At 75.6% G+C, this 16863-nt stretch carries 2 protein-coding genes (both only partly in view); both read right to left on the reverse strand.

Going from position 1 to position 16863, the window contains the following annotated elements; genetic code table 11:
• Nucleotides 1-6305, reverse strand: part of the annotated coding region (locus ITI46_RS35445; RefSeq protein WP_209238886.1) for a non-ribosomal peptide synthetase (this coding region is incomplete at its 3' end). Its footprint begins 18124 nt before the window's first position; 6305 of its 24429 annotated nt are in view.
• On the reverse strand, nt 6302-16863 hold the 3' portion of the coding sequence (locus ITI46_RS08855; protein ID WP_209238887.1) for an SDR family NAD(P)-dependent oxidoreductase. Its footprint extends 4474 nt past the window's final position; 10562 of the gene's 15036 nt are visible here — the last part of the coding sequence; its start codon lies beyond the right edge, outside the window — the gene reads right to left on this strand; its stop codon occupies nt 6302-6304. The genes ITI46_RS35445 and ITI46_RS08855, both read right to left, overlap by 4 nt.

Raw genomic sequence — 16863 nt, forward strand, 5'->3', positions numbered from 1 at the left:
TGGGGACTCGGCTCCACGGTGACGGGTACCAGGTTCACGAAGTAGCCGACGGTACGCGCGAACCGTCCCTCCGGCCGCCCCGCCACCGGGGTGCCGACGGTGATCCGCCGCTGCTCGCAGTGGAGGTCGAGCAGGGCGAAGTAGGCGGTGAACAGCACCGCGAACAGCGACACTCCGGCCTCGGCCGCGTACTGCTTGGCCGCCGCGACCAGTTCGGCGTCCAGCCGCAGCTCGGTGCTGGCCCCGTCCAGGGACGGGGTCTCGGCGCGCGGCCGGTCGGCCGGCAGCCGGACCGGCTCGGTGTCCGCGAGCCGCCCGAGCCAGAACTCCCGCAGCCGGGAGCCGCGCGGGCCCGCCAGCATCGTGTGCTGCCAGTGGGCGAACTCCGCGTAGTCGGCCGCGGGCTGCGGCTGCGGCACCGGGCGGCCGTCCCGCAGGGCCCGGTAGGTCTCGGTGAGTTCTTCGAGGAAGACCGCGATGGACGTTCCGTCGAACACCGCGTGGTGCCAGGTGAGCAGCAGCGCGTGCCTGCCGTCGGGGACGGTGTGTACCTCTGCGCGTACCAGCGGTCCCGCGATCAGGTCGAACGGCTGCCTCGCCCGCGCCCGCAGCCGCTGGGCCAAGGCGTCCGCCTCGGCGGCCGGCACCCGCTCGTGACTGAAGCTCAGCTCGGCCCGGGGGTGTACCACCTGCTGGAGGGTGCCGTCCTCGTCGGCGAACGTCGTCCGCAGCGCCGGGTGCCGCGCGACCAGCTCCTCCAGCGCGGCACGGAGCACCGCGATGTCGGTGTCCGGGCCGAGCCACAGCGCCACCGGCAGGTTGTAGGCGGAGTTGCCCGGCGCGGTCTGCTCGATCACCCACAGCGCCCGCTGCCCCTCGGACGCGGGGTGCCGCTGGACGCCGGCGGCGGGTACGGGCGCCCCGGCGGAGGCTGTCACAGACGGAGCCGCGGAAGAAACGACTGCGGCAGGGGAAGCAGTCGCCGCGAGGGAAGTCGCAGGCGAAGCGGCTGCCGCAGGCTCCTCGTCGGCCGGAAGGACTCCTTCCGCGGACAGGTGCGCCGCCAGTGCGCGCAAGGTGGAGTGCTCCAGGATGTCGACCAGGCGCACCTCCACGCCGTAGGTCTCGGCGATGCCGGTGACGACCTGCATGCCGGTGAGGGAGTCGAATCCGTAGTCGGCGAGCGGGCGGTCGGCGTCGATGTGCTCGTCCAGCTTGAGCACGCTCTCGACCAGCTCCCGCAGACCGGCGGGCACACTGCCTGCGGCCACCGCGGCGCTGCGCCCGGCCTGCCGTAGGGGGGCTGCGGTACGCACCCGGTCGGTGCCCGCCTCGGCGACCAGCACGGTCTGTCCCAGGTCGGCGCCGCCGGACAGCACGGCCACGTCGTCGAACCCGGCCTCGCTCAGCAGCCGCTGCCAGGTGGCGGGTTCGGCGAGCGGCGAGTCGGGGATGCGGACTCCGCTGTCGCGGAACGACCACCAGCCGTCGAGCACGCCGCCGGCCACGGTGACCGAGGCGCGTGCCTCGGTGAGCTCGTTGAGGACGAGCCACCCGCCGGGACGCAGCAGCGAGCGCACCGAGCGGAGCGTCTCGGCCAGGTCAGGGGTCGCGTGTACGACGTTGGTCGCGACGACCACGTCGTGCCCGCCGGGGGTGAAGCCCTGCGCGGCGGCGTCGGACCGCAGATCGAGGAGCTTGAAGCGGACCTGGGGGTGCCGCGCCCCGCACCGGGAGCGGCCGTGCTCCAGGAACCGCGGGGAGACATCGGTGTAGAAGTAGTCGACGCGGGCGGCGTCGGCGTCCAGCGCCGGGAGCACCCGTTCGGTGGTCGCCCCGGTTCCGGCGCCCAGCTCGACGATGGAGACCCGCTCGTCGGGGGCGAGTTGCGGCGTCCGGGCGCGCACCCGCTCGGCGACGGCGCCGCGCACCAGGTCGTTGTAGTAGTCGGTGACCGGGTTGCCCTGGTAGAAGCCGACGGCCAGGTCCAGCGACGCGTTCGGGAACAGGATCTCGGTCGCGTTGACCTCGCCGCGCAGCACCTCGGCGTAGGCGGCGAGGAACCGCTGGACCGGCAGGATCGTGGAGGCCACCTCGGGGTGCTGCGCGCGCAGCCGGTCGAGTTCGGCGTCGACCCGGGCGCCGTCCCACTCGCGTGCCGTGGTCTCGAAGGCGGGCAGCGCCCGCACCGACGAGCCCTCCTCGGCCAGATATCCGGCCCGCACCAGCAGGGTGACCAGCGCGTCGGTGTGCCGGGTGTGCGCGGGCACGATGCCGAGCTCCCCGGCGAGGGACGCCCGGTCGATCAGCTCGCCCCCGCGGAACGCGCCCATCCGGTACAGCACCCCGGCGAGGCCACGGGCGACCAGCGGCTCCAGGCTGCCGTACGCGGCGAGCACCCGGTCGATGCCGGTCCGGTCCGTCGGTGCGGTCGCGAGCCGTTCGCGTACCGCCGCGAGCGTGCTGCCCGCGGGGGCGTCGGCCCCGGTCCGGTTCCCGCTCTTCGCTTCGGTGTGGCCGGGGGTGTCGGCGTCCGCTTCCGCGGGGGTGTCGGCGAGTGCGGTCAGCGCTGCCGGTTCCGCCCGGATCACCATGACCTGCGGCTCGGTTCCGGCCAGCACACCGGCGAGTTCACCGAGCCCCTCCTCGGGGCTCAGTTCGCCGATGCCCAGGGCCCGGAAGAGCCGGGGCAGCCCGTCACGGGCACCGGAGCCGACGGCGCCCCAGTACCCCCAGTTGACGACCCGCACCGGGTAGGGGCGTACGGCGTCCAGATATCGGCCCAGCGCGTCCTGGCAGGCCGAGGCCGCGGTGTAGCCGCTGTTGCCCGAGCTGGAGCCGAACGACCCCGTCGAGGAGAACAGCGCGACGAAGTCGGGGCGCAGCTCGCGCACCGCGGCGTCGAGAGCGAGGGTGCCGTCGACCTTGGCGGCGAGCGCGGAGCGGAACTCGGCGCCGGTCAGCCCATCCATCGGCCGGTCGTCGAAGGTCATCGCGAGATGGAACACACCGTGCACGGCGCCGTACCGGTCGCCGACCCGGGCGAGCGCGGCACGTACGGCCTCCGGATCGGAGACGTCGACGCGCAGATGCGCCACCTCGCCGCCCAGCCCCCGGGCGCGTTCCCGCTCGGTACGGTGCGCCGCGCCCGGCTCGCCGCGGCTGAGCAGGACCACGGTGGCCCGGTACCGCTCGGTGAGATACCGGGTGAGCAGCGTGCCGATGCCACCGGTTCCGCCGGCGAGCACATACACGCCGCCCTCGCGGTAGGGCTGCGGCGCCGTCGCGGGCACCGGTGCCAGGGTGCGCACGTACCGGCGTCCGGCGCGCACCGCCACTGCGCGGCCCTTGGGGTGCGCGTGCTCACCGAGCACCGCGGCGGCCTGGTCGGCGACCGCGTCGTGGCGGGTGAGGTCCACGCAGGCCACCCGGGTCTGCGGGAGTTCGGCCGAGGCGACCTGGGCCAGGCCGTGCAGCGCGGCCCCGACCGGGTTGTCGCCCGGGCTGCCGCCGACCGCGTGCACGTCCGAGGTCACGACGCGCACCGTGCGCGCCCGCACGCGGGTCAGCAGGTCGAACAACGACGCGGCCCCACAGGTCAGTTCGGCCGCATCCGGGCTTCCCGCACGGTCGCGTACGCCGCCGAGGTGGATCACGGTGTCCACCTCGGCCGGCAACCGGTCGCCCGCCCCTCCCGCCGCCTGCCGCGGGTCGAGCCATACGACGCGCACGTCCTCGGCCTGCTCCGAGAGGGCCGCCGCCAGCTCGCGTCCCGCCTCGGTGGCGAGCACCAGAACGGTGCCCTCGGGCCGCGCGGCCGTACGTACGGCACCGGACGGCTGCCAGCGGGGCGCGTACCGGCCCACCCCGCCGGGTTCCCCGGTGGCAGCGGCTGGCGGCACCTCCCGCTCCGGCCGACCGCTCCCGGGTACGGGCGGAACCTCGACCGCGCGCGGAGAATAGGAGGGTTGGGGAAGCTCGGCCGCCCGCGAGTCGGCCGCGCGCGGGAGTTCGACTCCGTGCGGCAGCTCGGCCGCGCGTGAGTCGGCCGCCTTCGAGTCGGCCGTACCCGGGAGTCCGGCTGCCGGCGGCAGCTCGGCCGCGCGCGAGTCAGCCGCCCGCGAGTCGCCCGTGCGCGGAAGCTCCGGGATCCAGAACCGCTTGCGGGCGAACGGGTAGCCGGGCAGTCCGATGCGGCGCGGTGCGCGGCAGCCGGCGGGCGGGCCGGGAAGCCGGGACCAGTCAACGGCGGCGCCGGCGGCCCACAGGGCGCCGAGCGTGTGCAGATCGCCGTGGGCCAGCGCGTGCTCCAGCTCCGCCGCCCGCCCGGCGTCGGGGCCCGAGCCAGGGGCGCCGCCCGGCGTGCCGAGCCAGTGCGGGCAGGCGGGTTCCCGGCCGTCGGCCACCGCGCGCAGCGCCCGGTACAGCGCGCCCGTGTCGGCGACGACGAGGGCGAGCCGGGCCTCCATCGGGGAGCGGCCGACCCGCAAGGTGTGTGCGATGTCGGCGAGTTCGGCGCCGGTACGCGGCAGGTCGGCGGCGTTCCGTGCGGCGTACGCTGCCAGGGTGGCGGCGGTACCGCCGGGGGGCGGTACCGCCGGCAGCGGCAGCCGGTCGGCCAGCAGGCGGCGCAGCCGGGGCCACTCCGCGGGGCTCAGCCCCAGGTCGCGCAGCTCGACGCCCGGGTCGACATCGTCGGGCGCGACGCCGAGCACCTCGGCCACCGCGGCCACGCAGGCACGCTCGGCCGCGCCGTTGACGGGGTGCGGCTCGCCGTCGTCCAGGAAGTCGGCGAGCCGTCCTGCGGACTGCCGCAACTGCTCGTCGGTGCGGGCCGAGACCACCACCAGCTGGGGGGTGCGGTCCGGGCGCGCGGAGTGCGCGGCCCGGGCCCCGGCGTCCTGTTCGACGTACTCGGCGACGACGAGATGCGCGTTGGCGCCGCCGCCGCCGAACGAGCTGATGCCCGCCACCCGCGGCTGTGCGACCCCGTCGACCGCACGGGCAGGCCAGGGCTGTGCCGCACGGGGAATGTGGAACGGGGTGCCGCGCAGGTCGATCTCCGGGTTGAGCGGCTCGGCGTGCGGCGACGGTGCGAGGGTGCCGTGCCGCAGCTGGAGCAGCACTTTGGTGAGAGCGGCGATGCCGGCGGCCGACTCCAGGTGCCCGATGGTCGACTTGACCGATCCGAGCGCGCAGCTGCCCGCCGGCAGCCCGCCGAAGACCCGGCGCAGCCCGGCGATCTCCAGCGGATCGCCGAGCGGGGTGCCGGTGCCGTGCGCCTCCAGGTAGCCGACCTCGGCCGGGTCCACTCCGGCATGGCGCAGCGCCTCGGCGATCACCTCCGCCTGGCTGTCCGGGTTGGGCACGGTGTAACCGCTGGTGCGGCCGCCCGCGTTCAGCGCCGTACCGCGGATCACCCCGAGCACCCGGTCCCCGTCGGCGACCGCCGCGGCCAGCGGCTTGAGCAGCACGGCGCCGACGCCCTCGCCGTCCACGAATCCGTCGGCCCCGGCGCCGAAAGCGCGGTTCTCGCGGCCCGGCGAGATCATCTGCCGGTCGGAGAGGTGCCACAGGTGGGACGGGTGCAGGATCAGGTTCACCCCGCCCGCGAGTGCCAGCGCCGACTCGCCGCTGCGCAGGCTCTGTACGGCGAGGTGGATGGCGGTCAGCGAGGACGAGCACGCCGTGTCGACGGTCATGCTGGGTCCGCGCAGATCCAGCGTGTAGGACACCCGGTTGGCCACCGACCAGTGGTTGGAGCGTGCGTGGGTGAAGACTCCGTGTGCCTCGGCGACGCCGCCGATCCACTCGTAGTCGTTGTTCATGACACCGGCGAACACACCGACCGGACCGCTTTCGCCCAGGGATCGCGGCGGATAGCCGGCGTCCTCCACAGCGGCCCAGGCGGTCTGGAGGAACAGCCGCTCCTGGGGATCCATGTCCTCGGCGTCGCTGGGCGAGATCCGGAACAGCAGCGGGTCGAAGGTGTCGACGTCGTCGAGGAACCCGGCCCACTTGCTGTAGCTGCGGCCCGGCCCGCCCGCCGGGTCGTAGTGCTCGGCCGCCGGCCACCGGTCGGCGGGGACCTCGCGCACACAGTCCCGCCCGGTGCGCAGGTTCTGCCAGAACTGGCCGGTGTCGTCGGCCAGCGGGTAGCGGCCCGCGACGCCGATGACGGCGATCTCGGTCTCGGGCGCGGCAGCGACGCCGAGGTCGGCGAGGATCCGCGCGAGCAGTTCGCGGCGGTCGGCCGGGGCCTGTCCTGAGACGAAGCCGGGGCCGGGCTCGGACGGCACGGTCATGCGGTATCGCCCTTCTCGTCGGTCGTGGTGGCGAGAGCGCCCAGGAGCGTGAGCATCCGGTCGACCTCGGCGTCGGACAGCCGGTCCACCGCGGCCCGGACCGGACCGCGCACCGGCGCGGGCGCTGCGGCCCGCGGTGCGCCGGCCGGCTCGCCGGCCTGCGGGAGGAGCTGCGGTGCGGGCCCGGCGACAGGTTGCGGTGTGGGCCCGGTGACGGGCTGTGGGTCGGTCTGCGGGGACGGCTGCGGGGTGGCGGTTCCGGGCCCGGCGGTCCCTCCCCCGGCGGGCCGGACGGCGGACGGGTCCGGTGCCGGGGCCGCCGACGGGCCGCCCGGGAGGGTGTGCAGGTGGTCGGCGAGCTGACGGATCGTCGTCTGCTCGAACAGCAACGTGGCGGGCAGCGGCCCGTAGTCGGTCTCCAGTGCCTTGGTGAGCTCCAGTGCCACGAGAGAGTCCACCCCGAAGTCGCCGAACGTCGCCTCCGGGTCGAGCCGGTCGGGCGGCAGTTCCAGCACGCGCGCGAACACGGCGGTGACGTGCGCCTCGGTGGCCTCCCGCGAGCTGACGGCGGGCGCGGCGACCGGCGCGGCGTCGGTGGCGGCGTGCAACTGCCCCGCATGCCGGGCCGGTTCGGCCGGAACCGCGTGCTGAGGCTGCTGCCGTATCCGGCGCACCCGCAGCCCGTCCGCCCTGCCGAGGATCAGACGCTGGCCCGCGGGTTCGTCCGGCAGCGCCAGTTCGGCGGCCGGCGCGAACCCGGCGGCGGTGAGCGCGTCCAGCCAGCGCTGGGCCGTGAGAACCGGCGCGGCTGGCAGCCGCAGCGCGGTGTCCTCGGCCAGCCACCAGCCGCGCGTCAGGCCGAAGATCAGCGTCAGATACGCGGCGGGGCGTATCCCCTCGTTGACGACGACCAGCCCGCCGGGCACCAGCAGGTCCTTGACGTGGTCGAGGGTGGTCTCGATCCGCCGGGTCGCGTGCAGCACGTTGGCCGCCAGTACGACGTCGTAGCCGGGCTCGCCGGCGAAGCCCTGCTCGGCGGGCGGGCGTTCGATGTCCAGGACCCGGAAGTCGGTGCCGGACCGCTCGCCGAACTCCCGGCGGCCGTACCGCAGGAAGGTGGAGGAGAGATCGGTGTAGGTGTAGTGGACCCGGTCGCCGAACGGTGCCAGCGCGGCCAGCGCGGCGCGGGTGGTGGCACCGGTGCCCGCACCCACCTCGAGAATCCGCACCGGGCGGCGGGACCGGCCGCCCGGGATGGTCTCCACCACCTCGGCGAGCACCTGGCCGAGCAGCTGGTTGTACTGCTCCATGACGGGGTCGGACTGGTAGAAGCGGGAGACCAGGTCGGCGGACCCGTCGGGGAAGAGCACATCCACCCCGTCCCGGCGGCCGGTGAGCACGTCGGGGAGGGCGCGCAGGCACCGCACCAGCAGCTCGGCGGCCGGGAGCGCGGCCGGGTGCTCGGCCAACAGCGCGGAGACGGCCCGGTCGGGGTCGGCACAGTCGGCGACGACGCTCTCGGCGCCCGCCTGTTCGGTGACCTCGATCAGATCGCCGGTGGCGCGCAGCAGACCTGCGGCGGTCAGCATGTCGAGCGCGGCGTCGAACAGGGCGCGGTGCTCGGGCACCACGCCGAGCCGGCCGGCCAGCGCCTGGCGGTCCTCCCGGTGTCCCGGCTCGACGCGGACGCCGAGGTCCCGTACCACCGCGACCAGCAGCCGCGCGGCGAGCGCGTCGAGAGCCCGGTTGGCGCGCAGCTGCGCCGCGGCCCGCTCGGCGCGGCCCGGCTCTGCGGCCGTACGCGGAACCGGCAGCGGCACCGGCGCGGCATGCCCGGCCTGCTCCAGGCCGCTCTCGGGATCGACGCCGATGGCCGCCAGGACGCGCTGTTCGGCCTTGCTGGCCACCACTTGGGCGAGCGGGCCGCCCGCGAGGCGCTCCAGCGCCCGCATGCCCTCGGCCGCGCCGATCGGCGAGACGCCGGAAGCGGTCAGCCGCTCCAGGGCCCGCTCACGGTCCTGGTCGCCGCCGGAGTGCCAGAAACCCCAGTTGATCACCCGCACCGGACAGCGGGCGGTGCGGGCGAAGGACAGCGCGTACGCGTCCTGGTAGACGCTGCCCGCCGCGTAGCCCGCCTGGCCCTGGTTGCCGCCGAAGGAGATGCCGGAGGAGTAGAAGAGCAGCAGATCCAGCGGCTCGTCGGCAACGGCCGTGCACAGCACGCGGGTTCCCTCCGCCTTGACGCGGAGCGCGGCGGCGAAGCCTTCGGCGTCCAGCTCGCCGAAGCCGGTGGTGACCAGCACCATCGCCGCGTCGATCACGCCGTGCAGCGCGCCGAAACGGCGCTTGGCCTCGGCGACGGCGGCCGTGACCTGCGCGGGGTCGGTGACGTCGGCGGCCAGATACACCGCCTGCCCGCCGGCGCGCTCGATCCGCTCCAGCTGGGCCCGCCTGCGGTCGTCGAGCGGGCTGCGGCCGACCAGCACCAGGCGGGCGGAGTAGCGCCCCGCCAGATGCAGCGCGGTGTCGAACCCGATAGTGCCGAGCCCGCCGACGAGCAGATAGACCCCGCCGTCGCGGAACGCGGGTGCCTCGGGTGCGGTGAGCCGGGCCCTGCGCAGCCTGCGGGTGTAGCGGACCCCGGCCCGCAGCAGCACCTGGCGGACGCGCGGCGCACACGGCTCCGCGACGATCGAGGCCGCCACCCGGTCCGGTTCGGCCACGGCCTCGCTGCCCCGCACATCCAGCAGCGCCGTGCCCAGCTCCCCGAACTCGCTGTCCACCGTCATCGCCAGCCCGGCCAGCCCGGCGGCGCCGGGGCGGGCCGCGTCCCGCTCGCCCAGCGGGCAGGCGTCGCCGGTGATCACCTTCAGCCGCAGCGGCCCCGGGAGCAGCCGGCGGTCGCGCAGCTCGGCCAGCAGGCCGTAGAGCGCCAGCACCGACTCGTCCCGCTGGTCGTCAGGGCCGGTCACGGAGCCGAGGAAGTAGACCAGTCCCTGCCGCGCCGAGGGCAGTTCGCAAAAGCGCGCCGCCGACTCCCCGGGCGCGATGCGCACCACCTCGGCCGTGGGGTGCGCCGCGGCGATCCGGTCCGCGAGCGCGCCGTCGGCCGCGCGCGCGACGAGCAGCACGGGGCCGTCGTCCGGCGCCGGGTGCGGCACGGCCGGCGCCACCGTCCACGACGGCACGTGGAGGAAGTCGGGCTCTTCCGTGGTGCGGGGGCGCAGCACCAGCCCGGTGACCGTGAGGAGTACGACGCCCTCGTCGTCGAACACCGTCACCTCGCAGCGGCCTCCGCGCTCGACCGCGTACACCTGGCACTCGGCGGGCAGCGGCCGGTGCACGGTCACCCGGTCCGCGGCGAACGGCAGCACGGGCGCGTCGTCCTGGGGCACGGTCGCGGCCAGTACGTGCAGGGCCGCGTCGAAGAGCCCGGGGTGCACGGCATGTCCCGCCGGGGTGGCCGCTTCGGCGCGCAGCCGGGCCCAGACCTCGCCGTCGCCGGTGCATAGCGCGGTGGCGAGCCGGAAGAACGGGCCGTAGCGCAGGCCGCTTCGGCGCAGCCGCGCGTACATCCCGGCCGGGTCCACCTCGGTGCCGCACCGGCCGGCGAGCGCCGCCGGGTCGACCCGCGCGGGCTCGGCGGCCGGCCCGGGGTGCAGAACTCCGCGCGAGCGGACGCCGTCCGCCTCCCGCAGCTCATAGGCGGTCCCGTGCTCGGCGGGCTCGGTCTTCAGCTCCAGCCGCGCCGGCCGGTCGCCGACCAGGACGGGCGCCAGCCAGCGCACGTCGCTCACCGTGAACGCGGTCAGCCCCGTCGCGAGCGCCCCCGCGGCCAGCGCGAGGTGCGCGACTCCGGGCAACACCCGCTCCCCCGCCACCTCGTGATCGGCCACCACGGGGTCTGCGGGCTGGACGACGAGCTGCGGCGTGCCCGCGGACACGGGCCGCGCCGTGGTGGTCAGCCAGTGGCGCTCCGGCTCGAAGGGGTAGGCCGGCAGCGACACCACCCGCGGCGGCACCGGGCCGGTGGGCAGCACCGACCAGTCGAGGTCCACGCCCGAGACCCACAGCCGGCCCAGTCGCTCGGCGTGGCCCTCGCGCAGCAGCCCCCGGACGAACTCCGCCCCCGACTCGGTGCCGGACAGCACATCCGAGAGCACATGGGCGGCGCTCGCGTCACCACAGAACACGGCGTCCGGCCGCTCCCCGGCCGCGAACCGGCCCAGCACGGCCGCGGCTTCGGCGGTGCTGCGAGCGGTCAGCGCGAGCCGGTGGCGCATCGGCTCGCGCCCTATGCGCAGGGTGTGGGCCACATCGGCGAGCGCGGGCGCCGAGGGCCCTGACAGCGCGTCGGCCAGGCGCCCGGCCGCCACGCGCAGCCGGTCCTCGGTGAGCGCGGACAGCACCAGCAGCTCCGGCTGCCCCGGGGCACCTGGCGCGGCCCGGTCGTCGCGGTACTCCTCGACGACGAGGTGCGCGTTGGTGCCGCCGGCCCCGAACGAGCTGATGCCGGCGCGGCGCGGCTGTCCCGGCGCGGTCCGAGGCCAGGGCGCCAGGTCCTGCTGCACGGCGAACACGGACCGGGTGAAGTCGATGTTCGGGTTGGTGCGGGCCGAGTGCAGCGACGGCACCAGCGTGCGGTGCCGCAGCTGGAGCACCACCTTGGTGAGCGCCGCGATGCCCGCGGCGCCCTCCAGATGGCCGATGTTGGACTTGACCGATCCCAGCGCACGGCTGCCGGGAGCCAGGCCGTTCCCGGAGACGGTGCGCTCCAGCGCGGCGTGCTCGATCGGGTCGCCGAGCGCGGTGCCGGTGCCGTGCGCCTCGACGTAGCCGATCCCGGCCGCGTCCAGCCCGGCTGCGCTCCACGCCCGCTCGATCAGCGCCTGCTGGGCGGCCGGGTTGGGCACCGTGTAGCCGTTGGTGTGGCCGCCGTGGTTGACCGCGCCCGCCTTGAGGACCGCGTGGATGCGGTCCCCGTCGGCCCGGGCCGCCGACAGCGGCTTGAGCAGTACCGCTCCCACGCCTTCGCCCGGCACATAGCCGGTGCCGCCCGCGCCGAAGGAACGGCAGCGGCCGTCGGCGGCCAGCATGTTCATCCGGCTGAGGTTCATGTACTTCAGCGGGTGGGCCAGTACGTTGACCCCGCCGGCCAGCGCGTAGGCGCACTCGCCGCGGCGCAGGCTCTCCATCGCCAGGTGCACGGCGACCAGCGACGACGAGCAGGCGGTGTCCACGGTCAGGCTCGGGCCGCGGAAGTCGCAGAAGTAGGAGACCTGGTTGGCGACGGAGGCGCGGTTGGCCGGTACGGAGACCGGGTTGCCGCGGAACGTCTCCTCGGCGGCCAGCGTGGCGTAGTCGCCCCACATGACCCCGGCGAACACCCCCACGTCCAGGCCGGAGTCGGCGTGCCGGGCCGCGGGCAGCCTGCTCGGCGGGTAGCCCGCGTCCTCCAGCGCCGCCCAGGCGGTCTGCAGGAACAGCCGCTCCTGCGGGTCCATCGCCCTGGCCTGCGGCGGGGAGAGCCGGAAGAACCGCGAGTCGAACGTGTCCACGGCGGACAGGAAGCCGCCCCACCGGCCGGTGACGGAGTCCGGCGCACGGCCCTCCGGGTCGTAGTGCGCGTGGGCGTCCCAGCGGTCGCCGGGTACTTCGGTGATCTCGTCTGCTCCCGCGCACAGCCTTGCCCAGAACGTGTCGAGGTCGTCGGCGCCCGGGTAGCGGCCACTGATGCCGATGATCGCGATGTCGTCCTCCACGGGCGGCCGCGCAGCGCCGGACGGCGCGCTCGGCTTCGCGGCGGGCTTCGCGGGCGCCTCCGCGGGTGCCGTCGCCGGGGCCTCTGCGGGAGCCTTTACGGAGGCAGGGGCGCGCGCCGGAGCGGGAGTTGCCGGGTCCGGAGCGGGCGTCGGGCTGGGGGCCAGCCGCGCCAGCTCATCGGCGTGGTGCTCGCACACGTAGTCGGCGAGCGCGCCGAGGGTGCGGTGTTCGAAGAAGAGCGTCTGCGGCAGATCGGCCAGCGAGTCGGCCAGGGCCGCGTTCAGCTCCATGATCATGACGGAGTCGATGCCGAACCGGTCGAGCGTGTCGCTCTCGCCGATCCGCTCGGCGGGCACCTTGAGCACGGCCGACAGCTGGTTGCGCAGCACGTCGAGCGCGACGGCCCGCAGCCCGGTGGCGCCGGGCGCGGGAGTCGGCGTGGCGGCGGCGGGCGCGTCAGTCCGCGTGGCGGCCGCAGATGCGTCAGTCCGCGTGGCGGTGGCGCCGGGTGCGCTCAGCGTCCTGGCGATGCTGTCCTGGTCGCCCACGGCGGGGATCAGCCACGGCTCGTCCGCGGTGAGCGCCTGCTCCAGCGCCGTCCAGCCGGTGTCGGCGTCGAACGGTGCGAAGCCCAGCGCCCGGTAGGCCGTCCACTGGCCGTCGTCGAGCCGTTCGTCGAGTCCGCCGACCGCCCACAGCGGCCAGCCGAGGGTCAGCGCCCCGCCCCGGCGCAGCGCGTGGGCGTCGGCGAACCGGTTGGCCGTGCCGTAGCCGGCGCCGCCGAAGTCGCCCAGCAGCGAGGCCAGCGAGGAGAAGACGACGAACAGCGCGAGCCGCTCGGACGCGGTCGCTGCGTCGAGGTGTGCCGTGCCGTCGGCCTTGGCCGCCATTCCGGCGGCGAAGCAGGCCGGTTCCATCTCGGTCGGCGGGGTGTCGTCGGAGACGCCGGCGAGGTGGAAGACCCCGTCCAGCGGGCCGAAGGCCGCCCTGGCCTCGGCCACAGCGCGGCGGGCGCCGTCCGCCGCACCGACGTCCGCGGACACCAGCAGCGCCTCGCCGCCCAGCGTCCGTACCCGCTCGGCCAGATCGGTGTGCCGGCCGGCGGTGCGGGAGACCAGCACCAGCCGGGCGGCGTACCGCCGGGCGAGCTCGCAGGACAGCCAGCGGCCGAGCGCACCGGTGGCGCCGGTGATCAGGTAGGTGCCGCCCCGGCGGAGCGGTGCGGGCCGGGTTGCGGGCAACTCGGCGAGCCGCTCGACGGTGCGTACGAACCGGCCGTCCGTACGGCGGAGCACCTCGGTACCGCGCGCCGCACCGAGTTCCTCGGCGGCTGCCTGTGCCACGTCGACTCCCCGGCCGACCCGCAAGGTGGCCAGATGGAAGGAGGGGAAGTGCCGGCCGGCCGACCGGGCGAACCCGGCGACGGCCTCGTGCGCGGGCTCCCCGGTGTCCGGCGCCACGGCCAGGCACCGCACCCGGCGTCCGGCGGCGGCCTGCGCCAGGGCCAGCGCTGCCAGTACGCCGTGTTCGGGCCCTGCGGCCTCCAGGCCCCAGGCCAGCAGCACGTCGAGGTCGCCTTCGGTACCGCGCACGGCGGCGGCCGTCCCCGCGGGCTCCGGCACCCGCACGACCCGCGCCCACGGCCCGTGCGGAGTCAGGCCGGGATCGCTCGTGCACAGCAGCAGCGTGGGTGCGGGAGTCGGCGGCACCGGGGGTTCCGCCTGCTGCCAGGTGGGGCGGTACCAGGCCGGAGCCGGCCGCGCGGCCGCGTCCTGACCGTGCAGGACGCGCAGCGCGAAGTCCTCGACGCGGAGCACTTCGTGGCCGTCCTCGTCGGTCAGCGTCACGTCGTAGCGGAGCCGCGCGGGGTCGGTGCCGGGGCGCACGGCCGCGTACGCCCAGCAGATCCCGGGCAGCGGGCCACGGAAGCGTACGGCCCCGGTGCTGAACGGGACCGCGGGTTCTCCGGCGGGCGGTCCGCCCACCCAGTGGCACACCCGCAGCGCGCCGTCCAGCCGGGCCGGGTCCAGCAGTTGGTGCGGCAGGCCCGGCGCGCCGGCTGTGTCGGCTGCCGGGGTGCGGAGGCGCAGCAGCGCCTCGTGCTGCCCGCTGTGGACTTCCTCGATCACGTCGAACGCGGGCCCGTAGCCGAACCCGGCGCCGCGGTACCACGCGTGTACGTCCGCGCCACTGCGGCGCCCGGCGCAGCGGCGGCGTACCGCTCCGAGGTCGAGCCGTGCCGGTGCGGGCAGCGGCTCGCCGAAGTCCACCAGGCCGCGTACGTGCACGGTTCCGTCCTCGCCGGTCAGCTCGAACGTCGCCCGCTCGCCGGCACCGAGTGCTACCCGCACCCGCCGCGCGCCGCCGTCGGCAGTGACCGGGCTCCCCCAGGTCACCGAGGACAGCCCGCGCACCGGCCCGCGCCCGCTCGCCTCGGCTGCGGAGCGCACCATCTCCAGGCACGCGCTGCCGGGGAGCAGCCGGGTGCCGCGGATGTCGTGCTCGCGCAGCAGCGGGTCGTCAGGCCGCACGGTGAAGTCGGCGCCCTGCGGCGGGGTTCCGGCGTCGCCCAGGTGGCGCGGCAGACCGGTGCTGTGCGGCACGTCGGTGTCCTGCGGCGCGCCGGTGCTGTGCGGCACGTCCACCCAGTAGCGCTCCTCGGCGAACGGGTAGAGCGGCAGGGATACCCGGCGTCCGCCGGGGCGCGGGGCGGGCAGTTCGGCGCCGTCGGTCCATGCCCGTGCCAGCGCGGCGAGGTCGGCATCGGCGTCCTGCGGGCGCTCCGCGCTCCCCCGCCCGGTCGGCCGTGCTCCGTCGGGGCCAGGACCCACACCCGTCACCAGACCGGCAACGGTGCGGCCCGCTGCGAACTCCGTGAGGACTTCGGCCAGTTCGGCGCCGTCGCCGGTGACGAAGGCCAGCCGGTGCTCCATCGGTTCGCGTCCGACGCGCAAGGTGTGGGCGACATCCGCCAGGTCGACGCGGGCGGTGCGCAGGAACCCGGCCAGCCGGGCCGCGTAGGCGCGCAGCCGGTCGTCCTCGCGCGCGGAGAGGACGAACAGCAGGGGCTCGCGGCGCTGCTGGGCGGCCGGTACGGCGGCAACGGGTACCGGCTGCCCTTCCTCGACGACCAGATGGCAGTTGACCCCTCCGGCGCCGAAGCTGCTCACCCCGGCCCGGCGCGGACCGGCCTGCGGGGCGGGCCAGTCGGCGGCTTCCCGCTGCACTTCGAACGGCGTGCGCCCCAGGTCGATGTCCGGGTTGGGCGGGTCGGCGTGCAGCGAGGGCACCAGCGTGCGGTGGCGCATCTGGAGCAGCACCTTGGTCAGGCCCGCGATCCCGGCGGCGGACTCCAGGTGCCCGATACCGGACTTGACCGAGCCCACGGCGATGCGCCCGGCTCCCGCGTACGCCTTCGTCAGCCCGGAGATCTCGATCGGATCGCCGAGCCCGGTGCCGGTGCCGTGGGCCTCCACGTACGCGACGGAGGCGGGGTCGGCGCCCGCCGACTCCAGCGCCGCCGCGATCACCCGGTGCTGGGCCTCCGGGCTGGGCACGGTGTAGCCGTTGGTGCGGCCACCGTGGGCAGCGGCGTGTCCGGTGATCACGCCGTGGATGTGGTCGCCGTCGGCCAGGGCCCGCTCCAGCGGCTTGAGCAGCACGGCACCGACGCCCTCGCCGGGCACGTAGCCGTCACCGCCCGCGCCGAAGGACCGGCAGCGGCCGTCGCTGGAGAGGAACCTGCCCTGGCTGAGGAAGACGTACTTGTACGGGTGCGGGGACAGGTTGACCCCGCCCGCCAGGGCCAGCTCGGACTCGCCCGAGCGCAGCGACGTACAGGCCAGGTGGAGCGCCTGCAGCGAGGAGGAGCACATGGTGTCGACCGCGACGCTGGGGCCGCGCAGATCGAGCGTGTACGACACCCGGTTGGCGACGGTCGCATGCGACGAGCCCGGTACCGGCTTGCCCGCACGAATCGCGTCCACGCCGTAGAGCTGGTAGTGGCTGTGCATCACACCGGCGAACACCCCGACCGGGCGGCGGGCCAGGTCCGTGGCCCGGTACCCCGCCTCCTCCACCGCGTGCCAGGCGGTCTGCAGGAACAGCCGCTCCTGCGGGTCCATCAGCTCGGCCTCGCGCGGGGAGATCCCGAAGAAGAGCGGGTCGAACCGGTCGGCGCCCTCCAGGAAGGCACCCCAGCGCGAGTAGCTGGTGCCCGGCTTGCCCCGCCCGGGGTGGAAGTCACGGTCCGGGTCCCAGCGGTGGGGCGGAATCCCGGTGACGCAGTCGCGGCCGGAGACCAGGTTGTCCCAGAACGTGTCCAGGTCGTCTGCCATCGGATAGCGACCGCTGAGCCCGATGATCGCGATCGGCCCCGCCTCCGGCCGGGCGGGAGGCCCGGCAGCCGTGGACGGTCGGCCCGACGCGGAGGTCCCGGCAGTCGTGAACTGCTCGGCCGGCGCCGACACCTCGGCCCTCGCGGGCTCGGCGGCCGCCGGCAGGGCCCGGCGGGGCTGCCGGGTGAGGGTGTCTCCGTACTCGGCGGCCAGATGGTCGGCGAGGGCGGCGATGGTGGAGAACTCGTAGAACAGGGTCTTGTCGAACCCGGCGGCGAACCGGATCTCCAGCTCGGCGGAGAGCTGGGTGACCATCAGCGAGTCCAGCCCGTAGCGTTCGAGCGGCACGGTGTCCTCGACCTGCTCGGGCGCCAGCCGCGTCTGCTCGGCGACGAGGGTGCGCAGCAGCGACCGGGCGCGCGCCGCCGCGTCGTCCTCCGCGCCGCCGTCGCCGGGTG

Origin of the sequence: Streptomyces oryzae (assembly GCF_017676365.1) — a bacterium.
GTDB lineage: Bacteria > Actinomycetota > Actinomycetes > Streptomycetales > Streptomycetaceae > Streptomyces > Streptomyces oryzae.